At 74.2% G+C, this 21,132-nt stretch carries 14 protein-coding genes and 1 pseudogene; 4 read left to right on the forward strand and 11 right to left on the reverse strand.

What is annotated here, in order from left to right; genetic code table 11:
• Positions 1-55 precede the first annotated feature (55 nt).
• The gene (locus tag AC5R91_RS14730; protein ID WP_495397713.1) at positions 56-361 is read right to left on the reverse strand and encodes a DUF3017 domain-containing protein; all 306 of its coding nucleotides are present in this window, start codon (positions 359-361) and stop codon (positions 56-58) included.
• Positions 362-1,645: 1,284 nt separating this feature from the next.
• Here AC5R91_RS14730 and AC5R91_RS14735 point away from each other — a divergent pair.
• Entirely contained in the window at positions 1,646-2,281 is a 636-nt protein-coding gene (locus AC5R91_RS14735; RefSeq protein WP_495397714.1) for an FHA domain-containing protein, read from the forward strand.
• Between the two features lie 176 nt (positions 2,282-2,457).
• Entirely contained in the window at positions 2,458-2,781 is a 324-nt protein-coding gene (locus AC5R91_RS14740) for a hypothetical protein (RefSeq protein WP_495397715.1), read from the forward strand.
• 716 nt (positions 2,782-3,497) lie between these two features.
• Here the strand turns inward: AC5R91_RS14740 and purH are convergent.
• The 8 genes from purH to AC5R91_RS14780 form a co-directional block, all read right to left on the reverse strand.
• The gene (purH, locus tag AC5R91_RS14745; protein WP_495397716.1) at positions 3,498-5,144 is read right to left on the reverse strand and encodes a bifunctional phosphoribosylaminoimidazolecarboxamide formyltransferase/IMP cyclohydrolase; all 1,647 of its coding nucleotides are present in this window, start codon (positions 5,142-5,144) and stop codon (positions 3,498-3,500) included.
• Positions 5,141-5,812 carry a phosphoribosylglycinamide formyltransferase gene (gene purN, locus AC5R91_RS14750; RefSeq protein WP_495397717.1) on the reverse strand — a complete coding sequence of 224 codons (672 nt, stop codon included), beginning with the start codon at positions 5,810-5,812 and terminating at the stop codon, positions 5,141-5,143. Before purN ends, purH begins: the two co-directional genes overlap by 4 nt.
• Before the next feature lie 240 nt (positions 5,813-6,052).
• Positions 6,053-6,595, reverse strand: a complete 543-nt coding sequence (locus AC5R91_RS14755; RefSeq protein ID WP_495397718.1) for a helix-turn-helix domain-containing protein — start codon at positions 6,593-6,595, stop codon at positions 6,053-6,055.
• 129 nt (positions 6,596-6,724) lie between these two features.
• Positions 6,725-8,368: a cell division protein PerM gene (locus tag AC5R91_RS14760; RefSeq protein ID WP_495397719.1), complete on the reverse strand. Its 1,644-nt coding sequence runs from the start codon at positions 8,366-8,368 to the stop codon at positions 6,725-6,727.
• A gap of 126 nt (positions 8,369-8,494) precedes the next feature.
• Complete coding sequence (locus AC5R91_RS14765) at positions 8,495-9,469, reverse strand: hypothetical protein (RefSeq protein ID WP_495397720.1); 975 nt, start codon at positions 9,467-9,469, stop codon at positions 8,495-8,497.
• A gap of 191 nt (positions 9,470-9,660) precedes the next feature.
• A complete protein-coding gene (sucD, locus tag AC5R91_RS14770) occupies positions 9,661-10,533 on the reverse strand; it encodes a succinate--CoA ligase subunit alpha (protein ID WP_495397721.1) in 873 nt (290 codons plus the stop codon).
• A gap of 24 nt (positions 10,534-10,557) precedes the next feature.
• Positions 10,558-11,724, reverse strand: coding sequence for an ADP-forming succinate--CoA ligase subunit beta (sucC, locus tag AC5R91_RS14775; protein WP_495397722.1), 1,167 nt, complete (start codon positions 11,722-11,724; stop codon positions 10,558-10,560).
• Between the two features lie 447 nt (positions 11,725-12,171).
• Positions 12,172-14,148, reverse strand: a complete 1,977-nt coding sequence (locus AC5R91_RS14780) for a protein kinase domain-containing protein (protein ID WP_495397723.1) — start codon at positions 14,146-14,148, stop codon at positions 12,172-12,174.
• A 273-nt stretch (positions 14,149-14,421) separates the two neighbouring features.
• Here AC5R91_RS14780 and AC5R91_RS14785 point away from each other — a divergent pair, with 273 nt between their 5' ends.
• Both AC5R91_RS14785 and AC5R91_RS14790 read left to right on the forward strand, forming a co-directional pair.
• Positions 14,422-15,993: a carboxyl transferase domain-containing protein gene (locus AC5R91_RS14785; protein ID WP_495397724.1), complete on the forward strand. Its 1,572-nt coding sequence runs from the start codon at positions 14,422-14,424 to the stop codon at positions 15,991-15,993.
• A gap of 324 nt (positions 15,994-16,317) precedes the next feature.
• Positions 16,318-16,650: pseudogene (locus AC5R91_RS14790) on the forward strand (esterase/lipase family protein); the annotation flags it as partial.
• A 318-nt stretch (positions 16,651-16,968) separates the two neighbouring features.
• Here the strand turns inward: AC5R91_RS14790 and pcrA are convergent.
• Both pcrA and AC5R91_RS14800 read right to left on the reverse strand, forming a co-directional pair.
• Positions 16,969-19,497: a DNA helicase PcrA gene (pcrA, locus tag AC5R91_RS14795; protein ID WP_495397725.1), complete on the reverse strand. Its 2,529-nt coding sequence runs from the start codon at positions 19,495-19,497 to the stop codon at positions 16,969-16,971.
• A gap of 194 nt (positions 19,498-19,691) precedes the next feature.
• Positions 19,692-20,984: a threonine ammonia-lyase gene (locus AC5R91_RS14800; protein ID WP_495397726.1), complete on the reverse strand. Its 1,293-nt coding sequence runs from the start codon at positions 20,982-20,984 to the stop codon at positions 19,692-19,694.
• Positions 20,985-21,132 lie beyond the last annotated feature (148 nt).

Consider the following 21,132-nt stretch of genomic DNA (forward strand, 5'->3'; position numbering starts at 1 on the left):
CGAACGGCCCGACGCCGTCCGTGCCACCTCGAAACGCCTTCCTGGCGGGGGGACGTCAGGGTCCCAGGTAGGGCACCGCGGAGGTGAGCATGATCACCGATGCCCCGAGCAGCACCAGGACCACGGTGTCGAACGCCCGCCCGCGCACGGCGAGCAGGCCGGCCCGCCGCGTCGGCAGCGCAAGGCGGGCAAGTCCCGCCAGGGCCAGCACAGCCCCGACCACCAGCATCCCGCGGCGCCACCGGTCCTGGTAGACGAGCGTCAACCCGACCGCGACGCCGACCAGCACCAACGCGAACACCATCTCGCGGCGCAGCCAGCCGACTATCCCCGACCGGCCGGCTCCGGTCGCGCCGGCCACCACAGGCGCGGCGGGCCCGGTAGTCGAACCGGGCTCCCACGGTGCTTCCGGCCCCAGGGGTGCACCGGACCCCGCGAGACCGCCGGACCCCGCGGGAGCATCAGGCCCAACCGGAAAATCAGGCCCAGCGGAAGCGTCGGGTCCAGCGTGGGCATCAGGCCTCGAGGCCACGGGTGCCACGAGCGGTCCGCGGTCCGCGGAGGCGTCGGGTGGCCAGGCAGGTGCGGGCAGCCCCGTCGGATCCGGCCCGGCTGCTCCCGCCGCGCGCCGGGCGGACGGTCGCCGGTCCACGGCGGGACCCCGCGCCCCGAGTCGCGGACGTGTGTCGACCTCACGGGCCGCCCTGCGGTGCTCCTCGCCGCGGCGCGGCCCGCCGCGCGCGCTACCAGCAGACGCAGGGTCGGCCGACGGCACCGGCCGTACCGGCGGCACGGGCGGCACCGGCGGCACGGGGCGGTCCTCCCGGCGGCGCGGCTCGCGGTGGCGGTCGGCGTCGCCGCGGCTGCGATCGTCCGGGTACCACGGCTGCGGCCGGCCGCGCGCCGATCGGTGCCCCGACGCCGCACCCTGCCGGCCGGGTCCCGCGCCGCCCCGCGCATCCCCCCGGCCCCCGTCCTCGGGCCAGCCCGCATCGCCGGGTTCGCGCCCATCGCCCGGTCCGCGCGCATCCTCTGGCCTGCGCGCATCCGCGGGCCAGCCCCCATCACCAGATCTGCCCGGGTCTCCGGGCCAACCCGCATCGCCGGCCCAGCCGGCGCCGAGGGGACGACTCCGAGTGTCGTACGGGCGATCGGCCCCGGCGGGATCCCGCTCGGGCCAGTGCGGCCGGGCGGTCACGTCATGCTCGCCCTGGCCGGCGTCGGGCCGGGGCAGGTCCTCGGGCCAGGGCAGGTCGGGCCGGCGTGGCGCGTCGGTCACCCCCACCTCCGGCGCCGGTCAGCTTCGTTTTCGGACGGGCCTGCCGTGCTGATCGTGGCGATGCGCCGCCGTCACCGGCGGTCCCACCGCGACAGGACGGTGCAGAGCACTCATCCAACCAGCACGACGGATCCTCAGGACACACGGTAGGCCGTGCCCCGGCCATCCACCGGCCACCCGCGGATCTGAAGCGTCCAGATCGTCCAAGAGTCACGTGTTACTGACCCCCAACCGGGGATCACTGGCCAAAGGATTGCCCCAGCCACCCGGCGACGGTCACCAGTGGTCGCGCGGAAGCCGACGCGGGGAACGGCCGCGGGCAGGTCAGTGACGAGCGTGGATCGATGGAAGCGAGGTTGGACAGAAGTGGACGGGCCGAGTCTGCGGATCGAGATCACCGGCGAGGTCTTTTCTCTGCGCACCGAGATCACGACGGTGGGGCGGGGGCCGGGCGTCGACGTGCCGCTCGCCGATTCCAGCGTTTCCCGGCTGCACGCCGAGATCGTGCGGCGGGGCCCGTATCTCTACGTCTGGGATCAGGGGCTGTCCCGCAACGGCACCCGGGTCAATGGTCAGCCCGTCGGTCGGCGGATCCTCCACGACGGCGATGTCATCCGGTTCGGTGCGGCGGGCGTGCGCTTCCAGGATCGGCGCCCGCTGATCGAGTTCACCATCGAGGCGGGCCGCGGGACGGCGGCCCGGGACCGGACCGCCGAACTGCGCGTCCCCGACCCGCCCGATCTCACCCGCCGGGAATGGGACGTGCTGCGCGCCCTGTCCCGCCCGGCCGGCGCGCCGGGTGCCTTCGTCATCCCGTCGTCGACTCGCGAGGTGGCCGAAAATCTCGTCGTCACCGAGGGAGCGGTCAAGCAACACCTGCTGCGGCTCTACCGCAAGTTCGACATCGCGCCGGGACCCAACCGGCGGGGACGGTTGGCGAACGAGGTGATGCGCCTCGGGATCGTTCGCCCGGACGTGGCGGAGCCGCTGCAGCACTCCTGAGTTCCCCGAGCAGCACGTGCCGGGGAGGAGGCCCATATATCACATGCGGGTATGCAAGCGGGTCATCGCCCCATTCGGCCACATCGGGAACACAATGCTCAACACCCCCACCTGTGGGCGTCCCACGCGCTTAGGGCAGACTTCCGGCCGCGGTGCCCACTTGGAGGGAGTTCGACGTGGCAGACGAATCGCCTCACAGCAAGAAGCTTCAGGAACTGATGTTCAGGGCCTGGGAGACCTTCGGGGACGCCCGACACCTGGACAGCGACGACAGGGTATTCGTCCAGGCGCTGGCGCGGCAGACGGCCGACCGGATCTCGGTGCTCTACGGCGCGAGCTGGCGCGACGCCCTGGACTGGGTCGCGCAGCGCTACGTGCCCAACGGCGACCAGCCGGGTGGGACGGCGGCGGCGGCGGGCGCGCCGACGGCCACCACGGCGAACGGCAACGCCAGCGGCCGGCGGGGCACCGCCGCCGCGGAGGCGAACGCCGCGTCCTGAAGCGGTGGCACCGGGCGGCGCGACGCGCCGCTGGGCGGCGCCACCGACGAGTCATCCCGGGGTCCATCGGCGCCGGGATCTGATCCACGGCCGCCTGGTGCACGGGTCCCCTCGGGCAGCGGGTGGTCCGCCGAGCACGGCACGGAGGCGGTCGCGTCCCCGGACCCGGCCGACGGCCGGCCACGGCCGCACTCGTCGGGATCGCTTCACCCGACGGGCTCAGCACCGCCGCCGGCCGGACCGGACCCGCCCGAGGCCGCGGACCCGGCGGTGGAGCGCGCCGGGCCGTCCCCGCGCGGTGCTCCGTCCCCGCAGAGTGCTCCGTCCCCGCAGAGTGCTCCGTCCCCGCAGAGTGCTCCGTCCCCGCAGAGTGCTCCGGCCGCGCAGAGTGCTCCGGCCGCGCCCGAGCCGGCGCGCGCGGGTCCGGACGCCGCCCGACGCCCGAGCCCGTCGTCCGGCGCGCCGGAGGGGCCGGACGGGCCGGGGCCGGACGGGCCGCAACCGCCGCCGCGGGCGGGTCCCCCGCCGGAACGGCCCGTCGACGTCCACGAACCGCGGCCGGCGTCGGCGCCGAACGCACCGGCTCCCCCGCCCCCGGGTCGAGCGGTCATCGAGCCGGAGCATCCGCGGCCGGCGCCACCGGCGCGATGGGCCCCGCGGCGGTTCCGTTGAACCTGCCCGCCGGCTCCCGCGCCGCCCCGTCAGGGGGCCCGGCGTCAGTGCGCGAAGTGGCGCACCCCGCTGAAGTAGAGCGTCACGCCGGCCTCCCGGGCGGCCGCGATGACGAGTTCGTCGCGCACCGATCCGCCCGGCTCGACCACGGCCCGAACCCCGGCCTCGGCGAGGACCTCGAACCCGTCCGGGAACGGGAAGTAGGCGTCGCTGGCCGCTACCGCGCCCTTGGCGCGGTCCGCCGCCCGGGTCACCGCGAGTCGCGCCGCGTCGACCCGGTTGACCTGTCCCATCCCGACGCCCACGGTGGCGCCGTCGCTGGCGAGCAGGATCGCGTTGGACTTGACCGCACGCACCGCGCGCCAGGCGAAGCGCAGGTCGGCCAGCAGGGCCTCGTCCGCGGGGGATCCCGCCTCCAACGTCCAGCCCGACGGCTCGTCGCCCGGTTCCTCGACCGCGTCCCGAGACTGCAGCAGCAGGCCGCCGCTGACCTGGCGCAGCTCGATCCCGCGCTGATGCGGGGGCGCGGGGCATTCCAGCAGGCGGATCGACGGCTTGCGGGCGAGGATCTCCACGGCGCCCGCCTCGTAGGACGGCGCCACGACGACCTCGGTGAAGATCTCCGCGATCTGCTCGGCGAGCTCCACCGAGACCGGCCGGTTGGTGGCGATCACCCCGCCGAACGCGGAGACCGGGTCGCAGGCGTGCGCCTTGCGGTGGGCCTCGGCGATCGTCGCGCCGATCGCGATGCCGCACGGGTTGGCATGCTTGATCACGGCGACCGCCGGCTCGGCGAAGTCGTACACCGCGCGGCGGGCCGCGTCGGTGTCGGTGTAGTTGTTGTACGACATCTGCTTGCCGTGAAGCTGGCGAGCCGTGGCGAGGCCCGGCTGCCCCTCGCCACCGGCCTCGACGTAGAGGGCGGCCCGCTGGTGCGGGTTCTCGCCGTAGCGCAGCACGTCCGAACGGTGCCACTGCGCGGACAGCACATCGGGCCAGCCGGTCTCCCGGGCGACCTCGTCGGGGGCGACGACCCCGGCGAACCACGAGGACACCGCGACGTCATAGGCGGCCGTGTGGGCGAACGCCCTGGCCGCGAGGCGGCGGCGGGCCGGCAGATCGTAGCCCGAACCGCGGACCGCCTCGGCCAAGTCCGCGTACTCGTCCGGCGAGACGACCACGGCGACCGACGCATGGTTCTTCGCCGCCGCGCGGATCATCGCCGGACCACCGATGTCGATCTGCTCGATCGCCTCGTCCTCGCTCGCGCCACCGGCCACCGTCGCGGCGAACGGGTAGAGGTTGACCACGACCAGATCGAACGGGGCGATGTCGAGTTCGGCCAGTACGGCCGCGTGCTCGGCGTTGCGCAGGTCCGCGAGCAGACCGGCATGGACATGCGGGTGCAGCGTCTTGACCCGCCCGCCGAGCACCTCCGGAAAGCCGGTGACGGTGCTGACCGGGATGACCGCCAGCCCGTGGCGAGCCAGCACGTCCGCGGTCGACCCGGTGGAGACGACCTCGACGCCCGCGGCCAGGAAGGCCTCGGCGAGGACGTCGAGCCCGCTCTTGTCGTACACGCTGACGAGCGCCCGGCGCAGCGGCCGTCGCCCGGTGGGGATCACCTCAGCGGACTCGGATCCCCGGGCTGCGCCGCTTGCGCCCGCCGTGCCTTCGCCCGATGACGTCATGATTCCTCCTGGACGTGAGCTGAGCCTCTGCCGATACCTGAACCGCGCGCCGGCGCGCGCAGGTCGGGGGCGCGCCGATGCCCGGCCGGAACCGCCTGCGCGCTCTCCGACCGCACGATCTCGCCGATCGTCGCGACGAACAGTCCTCGCTCGACGCCCTGAATCCGGGCGCGAAGGGTCTGCTCGCTGTCGTCCGGCTCGACCGGAACCGGACGCTGGGCGATGATCGGCCCGGTGTCGACCCCCTCGTCGACCCAGTGCACCGTCACCCCGCTCACCTTCACCCCGGCGGCGAGCGCGTCGCGGACCGCGGAGGCGCCCGGGAAGGCGGGCAGCAGCGAGGGATGGGTGTTGATGGTCCGGAACCGGCCGATCACCCGCCGACTGAGAATCTTCATGTAGCCCGCCAGGACGAGCAGATCGGGCTCGAACGCGGCGATCCGCTCGGCGGTCGCCGCGTTGAAGGCCTCCCGGTCGGGATGATCCTCGAGCCGGACGGTGAACACCGCGACGCCGCTGTCCCGGGCCCGCCGCTCCGCCCCGGTGTCGTGGCGATCGGTGCCGACCGCCACGACTGTCGCGCCGAACTCGGGCTCCGCGGTCGCGTCGAGAACCGCCTGCAGGGTGGTTCCCGCGCCCGAGGCGAGTACGACGAGGCGAGCAGACACTTCACCCTCCGTGACCAGAATGGGACGGCCCGATGGACCCGGGCCGGACGCCCCGAGCGACCGGAGCGTCGACGCGCCGCGGACGCCAGTGGGACGGCCGCCGCCGCGCGCTGACCGCCACCGCCACCGCCACCGCGCGACGCTCACGTCCCCGACCGCGGCGAAGGACGACCCGTCCGACTGTACTGACTGGACCACCTGCGCCGCGCGGGACAGCCCAGGAGCATCCCGCCGCCGCGATCACGCCGCCGGGGCCCACCCGGTCACGAACTCGGCCAGCCGAGCCTCGATCGCCGTGGCGGACGGGACGTCGCGGCCCGCCGGGGCGGCCAGTGGCGCCGTCATGGACAGCAGCCCCGCCAGCCGGTCGTCGTCGTCCCCGCCGGCGCCCGCCCCGCACGAGCAGCCGGCGGCGGTCCGGTCGCCGTCGGCCCCCGGGTCGAGCTGGCCGAAGTCGGGCCCGTCGAGCAGGTCGCCGGGCCGGCACAGGTACAGCTCGGCCAGCCGGGCCAGCACTGTGGCCGAGGGCGCCCGGCCGCCCCTGCCCGGCCAGCTCTCCCAGTACGACCAGGTCTTACCGGTCTTGGCCGGTCCGCGCCCCGGCCATCGTTCGTTCCACCGACGCGCCGCCTCCTCCTGGGTCCAGCCATGGGCGAGACGGAACGCCACCAACGCACCGAGCCGATGACGAGCCTGGAGCCTGCGGGCGATGCGACGGTAGGACCAGCCGAGTGCCCGCAGGCGCCTGGCCTCGACTCGGATGTGGGCGACCGCGACCGGCACGACGACCTCCGTGAGGATGATCCAACGCCGGCACACTAACCCACGCCACGGACATTTTCCGGCGACGATCCCGCCGGCCGGCGCTGACCGGCGCGGCTTGGCGGTTGCGCCGCTTACCAAGTACGCGGCCTACTGGGTGCGCCGCGACGGCCGCGCCGAGAGCCCAGACCCGGGCAGCGACATCCGGCGCCGCCAGAACGACGGCTCCGCGTCCTCGGCCAGGAACGGCCGCTCGGCGCGTCGGGCGGCCAGATCGATGCCGCCGAGCAGCAGCAGGCCGACAGCGGCGACCTCGCCCCCGGCGAGCAGCCCGCATACCCACCCGCCGGTCGGCCCGTAGTGGCCGTCAACCCCGCCGACCCGCCCGATCGACGCCTGGATCGCCAGCCCGGTGAGCAGACCGCAGGTCACGCCCGCGACCAGCACGGTCGCGAGCCGGTAGCGCGAGCGGCTCCCGGCCGTGGCCCGGTGGACCATCGCCACGAGCACGATGCCCGCGACGATCGGCACCAGGGCCAGGACGAGCCACCCGGGCCGCGGCAGCGCGTTCGGGGGCAGCGCCGCCAGCACCGGGAGGTCGGGCAGCTCGGCGGGATGGACCGCATTGACCCGGACCATGCCGGGTCCGGTCCGGAAGCCGGGCCCCAGCGCGTAGGACAGGCCCCACAGCACCAGGTTGGGGACGAGCGCGAGCTGCGTCGCCGCGAGCCCGATCCCGCCGAGCACCCCGACGTCGAGCGCCCGTTCCGCCCCGGCTACCTCGGGCAGCGTGGCGGCGAGCACCAGAGCGACGCCGAAGGCGGCGATGGCGATGAGCGACGCGAACGCACCCGCCCCGCACAGCAGGGAACTGCGCAGCATCCCGGGCAGCGTGCGCCAAGCGGTCCGCAGCCGGTGGCGACCGGCGAGGGCGCCGAGCAGCGCGGCGGGCAGACCGAGCGCGATCGTGCCCAGCGCCGCGGATGGCAGGGTCGGCCGCGCCGGGCCGGAGCGCACGACAAGCGCGACGAGCACGACGAACAGCGTCTGCGCGCCGACGACGCCGACGACGTCGGCCACCACCGCCCGCCAGGGGACGCCGATGAGCGCGCCGCGCCGGCCCCGGTTGTCGGCCCCGACCACCTCGCCGGAACCGCCGGAACCGCCAGAACCGCCGGAACCGTCAGAACCGCCGGGACCGGCTGCACCGGAAGCCCGGCCCGTCGCCGGCGCCTGCCGGCCGGCGGGGTCACTGCCTCCACCGGCGGCACCGCCCTCGACGGCGGCCGGCGTCCGATCTATCCCGTCCTGGTGGGATGATCCGTCCCCATCCGGCCGACCCCAACCCGGCCGACCCCAACCCGGCGGGCCCCAGCTCGACGGGCTCCAACCCGGGCGGCCCCGGCCCGCCCGACCCTCGCGGCCGCGGCCTGGGCGCAGGAGTGCGGCACCGACCGGCGCGGGGGCGGCCGCCGCCCGCCGGTGCGCGGCGCTGAGCGCCGCGGCCAAGGGGAACAGCGCAAGCCCGAGCGGCCGGAAGGAGATGACCCCGTCCGGCAGCCGCAGCGTCGTGCCGTGGGCGACAAGCCACAGGTCTGCCCCGACGCGCAGGGCCGCGGCGGGCCCGGTCGACGAGCCGGTGTCCGCGCCCCACACGACCAGGACGATGAACTCGATGAAGACCAGTCCGGCCGCCGACGCGGCGATCGCCGCCACCGCCGGCCGGCCGACCCGCTGCCACAACCGGTCGAGGAGCTGGCCGGCGGGGCCGGGACGGTGGGGGAAGGCGGGCACGGTAGGACGCTCGCACGCGGCTGCACGCCATCCCGGACAACACGCCGTCCGGATCCCGGAAATGCCGGGAACATCCCGAACGTCCGCGCTGTCAGGCGTCAGGCGGCGGGACGCAAGCCGTGGCGACTAACGGTCGGCCGGCGGCTGCTGGCCGTAGGCGCCCGGAGGCTGCGGCTGGCCATAACCACGCTGCTGCTGAGGCTGCGGCGCCTGAGGCTGGGACTCCTGGTGCTGGGAATCCTGAGGCTGGGATGGCTGTCCATAACCATCCTGCGGCTGGCCGTAGGCGGGCGGCTGGCCATAGCCCGCAGGGGGCTGGCCATAGCCCGCGGGCGGCTGGCCGTACCCCGCGGGGGGCTGGCCATAGCCCGCGGGCGGCTGGCCGTAGCCGCCGGTAGGCGCGCCATATCCGCCCTGCTGCGGCTGACCGTAACCACCCTGAGGCGGCTGTCCATAACCGGTCGGGGGCTGACCGTATCCCTGCTGGGGCTGACCATAACCGGGCTGGCCGTAACCGGGCTGGCCGTAGCCACCGGCCGGGGCGCCGTAGCCGGGGGTCGGCTGCTGCCCGTAGGGCTGGCCGTAGGGAGGCTGACCCGGCTGCGGCCAGCCGCCTGGCGTGCCCGGGCCACCCGCCCGACCGCGGCCGGGGATGGTGGCCCCGTTCGCCAGCGCCGCCAGGACGCCGAAGACCGTCTGGGCGATGGCGGCGACCAGCGCGAGATAGAAGCCGTAGCTAGGGCCGGCGTCCAGCCCGCTCGGCACGTCGGGGAACCTGATCCACCGGATGAGCAGGAGCAGCGTGGCGAACGCCGAGGCGCCCGGCAGGATCCACAGGGCGGACACCGGGCCGACGTCCGGGATGCGGAGGTTCGCGAACAGGCGCGCCGCGAGCAGACCGGCCACCGCGAGGACCAGCAGCACCGGGAACCAGGAGTTGAACCCGAGCCCCCAGCCGTTCTCGTGCGCCTTCGTGCCGCGACCGAAGAACGAGTAGCTCACCGAATACCAGGGCAGGAAGCTCACGATGAACATGACCAGCCCGGAGGCGATCACCCCGATGTCGTTGGTCGCGACGCTACGACCGCCGATCTGTGCCACGACGGGAACCCCACTTCGTCAGGTCGGTCGGCACGACGACGCCGGTTCGCCCACGCACCGATGCAGGAGTCTTGCAGTCGTGGGGAGATGAGGGAAGACATCCGCGTCCCTCACTCCCGACGACCCACGACCCCTGGACCGTTCGGATGACGAGCCACCGCGGGGCGCGGAGGCTCATCATCTAAACAGATCTACAACGACCGCATGATGTCAGCCATCAGGCGGGCGGTCTCGGACGGGGTCTTGCCCACCCGCACACCGGCCTTCTCGAGGGCTTCCTTCTTGGCCTGCGCGGTTCCCGACGAGCCGGACACGATGGCGCCGGCGTGGCCCATCGTCTTGCCCTCCGGCGCGGTGAAGCCGGCGACATAGCCGACGACCGGCTTCGTCACGTGCGCCTCGATGTGGGCCGCGGCCCGCTCCTCGGCGTCGCCGCCGATCTCACCGATCATCACGATCGCGTCGGTGCCCGGGTCGGCCTGGAAGGCGTCGAGGGCGTCGATGTGCGTGGTGCCGATGACCGGGTCGCCACCGATGCCGACGCAGGTGGAGAAGCCGAACTCGCGCAGCTCGTACATCATCTGGTAGGTCAGCGTGCCGCTCTTGCTGACCAGGCCGATGCGACCGCCGGGGGTGATGTCCGCCGGGATGATGCCGGCGTTGGACAGGCCGGGGCTGGCGATGCCCGGGCAGTTCGGCCCGATGATCCGGGTCGTGCCCTTGGACTGGCAGTAGGCCCAGAACTCGGTCGTGTCGTGGACCGGCACGCCCTCGGTGATGACCACCGCGAGCGGGATGGCCGCGTCGATCGCCTCGATCGCCGCGTCCTTGGTGAACTTCGGCGGAACGAAGATGACCGACACGTTCGCGCCGGCCTGCTCGATCGCGTCCGCGACGGTGCCGAACACCGGTACGCCCTCGACCTGCTGGCCGACCTTGCGCGGGTTCACCCCGGCCACGACGTTCGTGCCCGCGGCGAGCATCCGCTTGGTGTGCTTGGTGCCCTCGGAGCCGGTGATGCCCTGCACCACGATCCGGCTGTTCTCGTCAAGCCAGATAGCCATCGGTTCGCAATCCCTTCGCCCTGGTCAGGCCGCGGCCGCGGCGAGCTCGGCGGCGAGCTTCGCCGCGCCGTCCATCGTGTCGACCGGCTTGACCACCGAGAGGTTCGCCTCCTTGAGGATGCGACGACCCTCCTCGGCGTTGTTGCCGTCGAGGCGCACCACCAGCGGGGTGGTGACGTCACCGACGATCTTCAGCGCCTGCACGATGCCGTTGGCCACGGCGTCGCACGCGGTGATGCCGCCGAAGATGTTGACGAAGACGCTCTTGACCGACGGGTCGCCGAGGATGATCGACAGACCGTTCGCCATCACCTCGGCGGACGCGCCGCCGCCGATGTCGAGGAAGTTCGCCGGGCGCTTGCCGCCGAACTCCTCGCCGGCGTAGGTCACCACGTCCAGCGTCGACATGACCAGGCCGGCACCGTTACCGATGATCCCGACCTCGCCCTCGAGCTTGACGTAGTTGAGGCCCTTCTCCTTGGCCTTCTGCTCCAGCGGGTCCACCGCGGAGACGTCGACGAACGCCTCGTTCTCCGGGTGGCGGAAGTCGGCGTTCTCGTCGAGGCTGACCTTGCCGTCGAGCGCGATGACGCGACCGTCGGCGGTGAGGATGAGCGGGTTCACCTCGACCAGGGTGGCGTCGGACTTCACGAAGACGGTCCACAGCTTCACCAGCAGCTCGACGGCCCCGTCCAGCGCGGTCTCGGGCAGCTTGGCGGCGACCGCGATCTCGCGGGCCTTCGCCGCGTCGACGCCGGTCAGCGGGTCGATCGCGATGCGGGCCAGCGCGTCCGGGTTGGTCGCGGCCACCTCCTCGATCTCCATGCCACCCTCGCGGGAGGCCATGGCGAGGAAGGTCCGGTTCGCCCGGTCCAGCAGGAAGGAGGCGTAGTACTCCTCCGCGATGTTGCTGGCCTCCTCGACGAGCACCGAGTGGACCGTGTGGCCCTTGATGTCCATCCCGAGGATCGCCGTCGCCTTCGCGAAGGCGTCATCCGGCCCGTCGGCCACCTTGACACCGCCGGCCTTGCCTCGGCCGCCGGCCTTGACCTGCGCCTTGACGACCACCTTGCCACCGAGTTCGGTGGCGATCGCGCGCGCCTCCTCAGGGGTGGTCGCCGTCTTCCCGGTGGGCACCGGAACGCCATGTTCGGCGAACAGCTTCTTCGCCTGGTATTCGAAGAGATCCACGGTCCGTCCAGTCGGATGCGGTCGTACAGGTTGGGTTACGTAGGGGGGCACAGAACGCCTGCGAGCCTACTGACGAGGCGGTTACGGCGCGCGTCACGCGGAGTGCCCCCGTGCACAGCCACCGGCGGCTACGAGCCGGGCGGCACAGGGGCCGGCCGGTGCCGCCGATGGTGCCATCGCCCGGGCCCGGATGGCCGGGTGCCCACGTCAGGCCCATCGATACAGGACAAATGAGGTGCACATCGCGCCCCGAGCGGCGCCGGCACGTCGCGCGGGGCCGGATCGCAGGTACGAGAAAAGACGCTGAGCGTGACCACCGCACGCGGCACCGCGAGCTGCCGTGGCCGAGGTCACGGAGTTGACCATCGGATATATGTCAGAAATCACACGGGAACAACACCGATCGTGGTCGACCTTCTGGCTGTTCCGGCCGCAGCGGCGCGGAATTCACCGCAGCGCGAGGACGATCAGCAGGCTGACGACCGTCAGCCCGATTCCGGTCCAACCCAGCGCGATCCCGACGGCGGCGAGCCGCCGCCCCCGCTGGTTGTGCCGTCGAATCTGGGCCTGGGCCACCGAGCCGACCACGATCGCGGCGACGCTACCCAGCCCGAACAGCCAACCCAATGCCAGGACAACCGACAGCAACGCCCGACCGTTGAGCCCGTGCTCCACCGGGGTGGTGGGCGGAAACCGGCGAGCGTCCGAGCCCTCCCCGCCCCCACCACCCACCGCCACGGGAATACGGTGCCCGCGGCCACCCGACGCCGCGGCGATCCCGCCCGGCGCCGCCGCGGCCGACCGGCGCGGCGGTGAGGCAGGCAGCGGCGCAGGTGCCGGGCGAGTCGGCGCCCGACTCGGCGACGGGCTCGACGACACCCGGCGCGACAACGGCGGGGCCGACGACGAGGGGGCCGACGACGACGCCGCACTCGCGGGCCTGATCCACACCTGGAACTCCGACGGATCCGGCGGCCGCGCCGGGGGGGTCGGGTCCGGCGGCCGGATGGTGTCCTCCGCCTGGTCCGTCCGGGATCGCGGGCGGGTCTCGCCCGCGGCGTGCGGGTCAGGCGGAGGTTCGCGCCGGGGCCGGACGGGCGCCCGCGAATCGGGTTCGTCCATGTCGTAGGTCCAGGGCGAGACGACCGGTTGGGATCCGGCGGGCGGGGAGGCCCCGGGGGGAACCCTGGCGGCCGGAGGCCTCGGGCCCGGCGGCGCGGACGGCGGCGGCGCGGACGGCGGTAGCGGCGAGGGCGGCAACGGGGTCAGGCGGGAGGCCGGCAGCGGCGGTGGCGGCGGGATCGTCGGCGGCGGCGAGACGGCGGGCCGGAACGCGGACGCGGGCGGCGGCGGGCCGACCGGCCAGGGACCGGAGGCGGGCGGCGGCCCCTGGACGGAGGGCGACCAGCCACCCGCGGCGGACGGCCGCCCGCCACCCGACGGGGCGGGGTCGGACCGCCCGTCCCCCTCGGGGCTGTTGGCGGCCCGCGCGCGGTCCGCGCCGGACCACTCGCCGGCGGGCAGGACGGTGAGACCGTCGCTCGCTGCCCGGGCCGTGCCGGTCCAGGTCCGTTCGAGGAAGTCACCCGCGACGGCGTCGGCCTCGGTCACCCCCTGGACCTCCCGGCCGACCAGTGAGGCGAGCAGGGCGGAGGCGGTCGGCCGCTGCCGGGGGATCTTGGACAGGGCCCCGGCCACCGACGTGAGCAGGTAGGCAGGCAGTGCGTCGAGGTCCGGGGTGTCCCGTTGTACGCGCAGGGCGAGCTTGTCCGGCGTCTCGGCGTGGAAGGGGTGGCGGCCGGTCGCCGCGTATGTCACGCAGCTCGCCCACGCGAAGATGTCCGCCGAGGAGTCCGACGCATCCCCGCGCATCTGCTCGGGCGACATCCACGCCAGGGTCCCGATCACGTGCCCGGTGCGGGTCAGCGTGCTGCTGTCGCTGATGTGGGCGACACCGAAATCGATCACCTTCGGCCCGTCCCACGCCAGCAGGATGTTCGACGGCTTCAGATCACGGTGCACGACGCCCGCGGCGTGGATGGCGACCAGCGCGTCGGCCAACCCGACCGCGAGGCCGCGGACGAGGTGGTTCTCCAGCCGGCCGCGGGCCCGGACCGCCTCGGCCAGGCTGATGCCCTCGACATACTCGGTGACCATCCACGGTGCCGGGGCGTCGGTGTCGGCGTCGAGCACGGCAGCGACCGCATTGCCCCGAACCCGCAGCGCCGCATGCACCTCGCGCTCGAACCTGCTGCGGAACTCGGCGTCCTCGGCGAGCTCCTCGGCGGCCACCTTCACCGCGACCGGATGTTGTTCCGGGGTGAAGCCGAGATAGACGGTCCCCATCCCCCCGGCGCCGATGCGGTTCTGTAGCCGGTACGGGCCGATCTGGCGGGGGTCGTCCTCCAGCAGCGGTGTGAGCATCCCTCTCCTCACTCCACTGATCTCGCGGGTACTGATCTCGCGGGTGTGGTGCGGGCACCCACCCACTCAGGGAGCTGTGAACGAAAGGGTATGTCGCTGACTGCCGTGAAGCAGACTGCACGGTAGGTCACAGATGTCCCTTCCCTTCTGGCGTCGGGAGACATCCGAGCATCGCCCGGGGTGCCGCCTGTGAGCGTCCCGATGCGGCGTGTCCTGCAACACCGCCTCCGCCTGGGCCACCGATCCGGCCGTTGCCGGCCCCAAGATGCGGAGATGGACAGTGACAGCCGACCGGGGCGGCAGACGTCCGCCGACTGGCGGGCGGACCTGCTCGCCGGCATCACGTTGCGGCCGTCGGCGGCGCCCGCGGTCAACCGTCTCGGCTGGCCGGACTACGACGGACGGCCGGCGCTTAGGTGGGGTGCCGGCCTGATCGCGGAAGTGCCGGCGGTCGCGGCGGTCTGGGACTTCACCGTCCACGGCGGCAGCTTCGGCGAGGCGGACGCCGCCGGCTTCGCCGAGGCTGCGGCCGCGGCGGTCGCGAGCCGCCGGCCGCTGGTGTCGTTCCTGCGCAGCGGCGGTACCCGGTTGCAGGAGGGCGTCGCCGGGCTCGTCGGGCTGCCCCGCGCGGCCCTCGCCCTCGCGGCCCTTGACGCGGCCGGGGTCGGCCATGTGGCCGTCGCCGACCAGCCGACGACCGGCGGGGTCTGGGTCACCATCGGCTCGCGCTGCGACCTGCGCTGTGCGGTTGCCGGGGCGACGGTCGGTTTCGCCGGTCCCCGCGTGGTCGCGGCGATGACCGGGGCGCCGCCGCCCGCCGGCAGCCACACCGCGGCCTCCGCCTTCGCCGCCGGCCTCGTCGACGCCACGCCCGCACCCGACGGCGTCGCGGACTGGCTGCGCCGGGCGTTGAGTGCGCTGACCCCGCCGAGCCCGATCGAGCCGGCGGCACGGGCGAGGCCGCCGGTGCCGCCGGGCCCGCCGGCGACTTCGCCGATACCGCCGATACCGCCGATACCGCCGGCGTCGGCGTCGGCGTCGGCGTCGGCGGTGCGCCCGGCGCGGGCCGGTCTGCCGGCGGGTTTCGAGAAGGTGGCCGCTCGCTCCGGCTGGGAGCAGGTGGTGGCGACCCGGACCGGCGAGCGTCCGGACGGTACGACGGTGCTGCGCGCGCTGCTGCCCGACGGGGTCGATCTCGTCGGGCCCGATCCGCTGGTCGGTGCCCGCGTCGGTGCCCTGCTCGGTGCCGGGACCGCGCTGCACGACGGTGGCGGGATCCGCGCGGTGGTCGTCGCGGTCGGGGCCCGGCGCGGCAGCGCGCCGGGCCCGGCGGGGTACCGGCTGCTTGCCCGGGCCGCCCGGCTGGCGGGCAAGCTCGGGGTTGGGCTGGTGACGCTCGTCGACACCCCGGGCGCGGCCGGCGGCGCGCCCGCCGAGGCCGCCGGGATCGCCGCGGCGATCGGGGACGCGATGGCGGCGGTCCTGGCCTGCCCCTCCCCAACCGTGTCAGTGGTGCTCGGCGAGGGCGGGTCGGGCGGCGCCCTCGCCGCAGCGGTCACCGACATGGTGGCCATGACTCCGAACAGTTACTTCACGGCGCTTTCCCCGGAGGGCGCCGCGACGACCCTGCGCATCCCGGTCGAGCAGGCGGCGGACCGGGCGGGGCTGCGCCCGACGGATCTGCACCGGCTCGGTTTCGCCGACTGCCTGCTGCCCGCGACCACCGCGGACCAGGTGGCGCAGGCGGCCGCGAGGCTGCTCGCCGAGCTCTCCTGGCAGGACCCGACGCAGCGGCGGGAGTGGCGCCAGCAGCGATGGTCGACAGAACTACGTGACAGTCTGTAATCTCTCTGCGTTTATCGATCCGGTCCCGGCGAGATCGGGCGAACGCGCACGGGTCCGCCCCGCGCAGCGTGACGGCGCGACGAAGGAGGGTGATCGGCCATCGGCGAGCCGGTACCACCAGCACCCAGGCAGGCACCGACCCACCGCGCGCTCGTCGCGGGTCTACGCGCCACCGGGGACAACGCCCGTGGACTCGCCGTCGAGACCGCCTGGATCGCCGCCCATCTGGCCCTCTACCCGGCGAGCGCGCTGCGCCGACAGCCGGACCGAGACGACGAGCCGTACTCCCTCGACGGTCTGCCGCCGTTGCAGCGCGGCCTGCTGGTGCGCGCGCCCGATGCGGCCGGGACGCCGATCCTGCTGGTCCACGGGCTGGTCGACAACCGGTCGGTCTTCGTCCGCTTGCACCATCAGCTACGACGGCGGGGCTTTCGCCGGGTGCGGGCGGTCGAGCTGCCCCTGTGGACCACCACCGTCGAGGTGGGAGCCCGGGTGCTCGCCGATGCGGTGGCGGCCGCGGCGGGCGACGGCGGCGGCCGCGTACACATCGTCGCCCACTCCCTGGGCGGCCTGGTCGCCCGCTACCTCGTCCAGCGGATGGGTGGCGACCGACAGGTCGACACGCTGATCACCCTCGCCACCCCGCACGGCGGCACCCGGCTGGCCGAGCTCGTACCCCGGGCGCTGCCGTATCCGCTGCTCGCCCAGCTACGGCCGGGCTCGCCGCTGCTCGTCGAGCTCGGCCGCCCAGCGCCGGGATGTCGGACGCGGTTCGTCGCGGTCGCCGCCGGGCGGGACACGGTGGTCCGCCCGGCCCAGGCCGCGCTCAACCATCCGGACCTGGACGCGGTGAACGTCACCGTCCCCGGGCTCGGTCATCACTCGCTGGCGTTCAACGGGGCGGTGACGCGCCGGGTTGCCGGCTGGCTGGCCGAGACGGCGGCGCCGGAGCGGTCAGAGCTTCTCGACCGGGGCTCAGAGCTTCTCGACCGGGGCGTAGCGCAACAGCAGACGCTTGGTCCCGGCGTCCGCCCCGAAGTCGATCGTCGCCTCGGCCGAATCCCCCACCCCGCCCGTGGCGACGACGACGCCGAGGCCGAAGCTGTCGTGAGTCACCCGGTCGCCCTGGCGCAGCTCCAGCACGGGCCGCGCCGAGGGGCGGCCGCGGCCGGCGAACGGTGAGTTCGGCAGCGCCTTGCGGGCCGGCGCGCCCCCACCGCCCGCACTGCCGCCGCCCTGCCCGGCCGCACCCGACCCGAACCCCCCCGACCCGAACCCGCCGGCGCCGGACCCGCCCCACGGCCGGGCGGCCGGCTCCGGCGCCGCCTCGACGAGACGGCGCCAGTCGACCAGTGCGTCGGGCACCTCGCCGAGGAACCGCGACGGCGGGTTGTACGCCGGCTGCCCCCAGGCACTACGGACGACCGAGCGGGTCAGGTACAGCCGGGAGCGGGCCCGGGTGACCCCCACGTAGGCCAACCGGCGCTCCTCCTCCAGCTGGGTGGGGTCGCCCAGGGTCCGCAGATGCGGGAAGACGCCGTCCTCCAGGCCGGTGAGGAAGACGACGGGGAACTCCAGGCCCTTGGCGCTGTGCAGGGTCATGAGGGTGACGACGCCGTCGGAGCCGTCGTCGGTGGGGACCTGGTCGGCGTCGGCGACCAGCGAGACCTGCTCGAGGAACTCGGCGAGGGTGCCCTCCGGATTGCGCTCGGTGAACTCCTGGACGACGCCGACCAGCTCCTGCAGGTTCTCCACCCGCCCCTGGGCCTCGACCGTGTCCTCCGCGAGAAGCTCGGACAGGTAGCCGGTGCGTTCGAGGACCGCCTCGACGACGGCCACCGGTCCGTCCGCCTCGATCGCGCGCAGCGCGGCAAGCAACGCCGCGAAATCGCGCACGGCCTTCGCCGAGCGGGTGGCGATCCCCGGCACCTCACCGACGCGCTCCAGCGCCTCGGCGAACCCGATCCGCTCGACCTGGGCGAAGCCGGCGAGCGCCGCCTCGGCCCGGTCCCCGATGCCGCGCCGCGGCACGTTGAGGATGCGGCGCAGGTTCACCGTGTCGTTCGGGTTGGCCAGCACCCGCAGGTAGGCGAGCAGGTCGCGGATCTCGCGGCGCTCGTAGAAGCGCACCCCGCCGACGACCCGGTAGGGCAGCCCGACCCGGACGAAGATCTCCTCGAAGACCCGGCTCTGCGCGTTGGTCCGGTAGAACACCGCGACGTCCGCGGGCCGGGCCAGCCCCGCGTCGGTGAGCCGGTCGACCTCCTCGGCGACGAAGGCGGCCTCGTCGTGCTCGTTGTCCGCGACGAATCCGACGATCTTCTCCCCGTCGCCCGCGTCGGACCACAGCCGCTTGGCCTTGCGCTGGTTGTTGCGCGCGATCACCGCGTTCGCGGCGGACAGGATGGTCTGGGTGGAGCGGTAGTTCTGCTCCAGCAGGATCACCGCGGCGTCGGGGAAGTCCTCCTCGAACTCCACGATGTTGCGGATGTTCGCCCCGCGGAAGGCGTAGATCGACTGATCGGCGTCACCGACGACGCAGAGCTCCGCGGGCGGCACGGCGCCCGACGCCCACGTGACAGTCGAGCCCGACGGTTCCGCGGGCGCCTCCCGCCGCGGGGCGTCGGTCTCGCCGTGCGCGGGCTGCCCGACGAGTTCCCGCACCAGGATGTACTGGGCGTGGTTGGTGTCCTGGTACTCGTCCACCAGGACGTGCCGGAACCGGCGCCGGTAGTGCTCGGCCACGTCGGGGAACGCCTGGAGCAGGTTGACCGTCATCATGATCAGGTCGTCGAAGTCGAGCGCGTTGGCCTGGGCCAGCCGCTGCTGGTACGCGGCGTAGACCTCGGCGACGGTGCGCTCCTGGTGACTGCTCGCCCGGTCCCGGGCCGCCTCCCAGTCGATCAGCTCGTTCTTCAGGTTGCTGATCTGCGCGGCCAGCCCGCGCGCAGGATGCCGCTTCGGGTCGAGGTCGAGATCCCGGGTGACCAGCGTGATCAGCCGCTGCGCGTCCGCGGCGTCGTAGATGGAGAAGGAGGACCCATAGCCGAGCCGCTTCGCCTCTGACCGCAGGATGCGCACACAGGCCGAATGGAACGTGCTGACCCACATCGCCCGCGCCCGCGGGCCCACCAGCGCGCCGACCCGCTCCCGCATCTCGGCCGCGGCCTTGTTCGTGAACGTGATCGCCAGGATCTCCCCGGGCCGGACGCCCCGGGCCGCCAGCAGGTAGGCGATGCGGTGAGCCAGCACCCGGGTCTTGCCGGAGCCCGCGCCCGCCACGACCAGCAAGGGCGCGCCGATGTGCACCACGGCGGCCCGCTGCTGCGGGTTGAGCCCGTCGAGCAGGCCTTCGGCGTCGAGCCGGGGTGCCCCGCCGCCCGCGTCGCCGCCCACGGGCGAGGCGAGCACCGCCGGGCCGAACAGGTCGTAGGGCACGCCGCCGCCGACGCCCGCGGCCGACTCGCCGAAGGCGCGGGGGGACTCACCGAACAGAGTGCTCATCAGACCTCGATCATACGTTCGACGCCGGACTGGTCGGAGCCGGGCTCGCCGGGGACGTTGCCGCCTCCCGGACGGACCGGGCGGCGGCCTGCCGCGGGGCGACCCGCCGCGAAGTGCCACCCGGCCGCGACGTCACCGACCCACGTATCGCCACCTTATGGTCACCTCGGCCGCCCGCCGCCCGGCGGGCCGGCTCAGGCCGTGGTCCGCAGCTCGCCGACGTCGTCGGTCGCGACCGCGGCCAGCGACTTGACCCGGCTGGCCACCCCGGGATCGATGTTGCCTCCCGACAGGATCGCCACGGTCGGCCCCTGGGCGAGGCCGCCGTGGCGCAGCAGCGCCGCGATCGGCGCGGCTCCGGCCGGCTCCACCGCGAGGCCGGCCCGCCGCAGCAGCACCATCGCCTCCCAGAAGGCGGCCTCGTCCACGGTCACCACCTCGTCGACCAGCCTGGTGGCGAGCGCGAAGGTCAGCGCACCCGGTTCGCTCACCGCCATACCGTCGGCGATCGTGCGGGGCCTCGCCGCCGAGCGGGGCACCATCGGCCGCCCTGACAGCCGGCTGCCGGGGATGACCGGGACGACCCGGCCGCGGGCCGCGGCGCGCGGCAGATCGGTGACCGGCAGATCGGTGACCGGCAGATCGGCAGGCAGCGAGACGGCGCCCGGCAGATCGGCACCCACCACTGCGGTGAGCCGCCGGCCGGCTCGCAGCGATGCGGCGAAGGCGGGGGCCAGCACCGACTGCACCCCGATCACGCGCACGCCGGGCCGGCGGGCTCGCAGCGCCGCGGCAACCCCGCTGACGAGCCCACCGCCGCCCACCCCGACCAGGACGGTGCCCAGGTCCGGCACCTGGTCCAGCAGCTCGAGGCCGATCGTGCCCTGCCCGGCCACCACGGCCGGGTCGTCGAAGGGATGCACGAGCAGGCGCCCGCCGCGAGCGGCGAAGTTGGCGGCCGCCGCGAGCGCGGCCTCCACCCCTCCGGGCACCTCCTCGACCCGCGCGCCCCACCGGCGAGTCCGGGCGACCTTGACGGGGTTCGCCCCCGCCGGCACGAAGATCGTCGCCGGGACGCCGAAGGTGGCCGCCGCGAAAGCCACCCCCTGGGCGTGGTTGCCGGCACTGGCCGCGACGACCCCCCGGGCACGCTCCGCCGGGTCCGCGGTCGCCACCCGGTGGTAGGCGCCACGCAGTTTGAACGAACCGGTGTGCTGCTCGTGCTCGCACTTGAACCACACGGGCGTGCCGAGCGCGGCCGACAGGCCGGGATCATGCACGACCCGGGTCCGCCGCGCCACGCCGTCGAGCACCCCGGCCGCCGCCTCGATGGCCGAGACACTCAGATCCGCCGAGACACTCGGATCCGCCTCGACGTCCGGATCCGCCTCGGCATCGGGATCCGCCTCGATGCTCAGGTCCGCGTCGCCGGCCCCGGGGTCACCGCCCCCGGCGGTCGGTTGATCGTCTGCGGCTGGTGCGGTCATGATGCCTCTCCCGGCGGCTGTGCGGCCACCTCGCCGTGACCGCGGCAACAAAAAAGCCCCCCGCCGAGCAGGCGGAAGGCATGGCGCGCGGACCCGGAGCTCGGGTGCGCGCCTAGGTAATGGCCATCTCGTGCACGGTCACGGCTCC

The organism is Frankia sp. BMG5.60, from assembly GCF_059428125.1.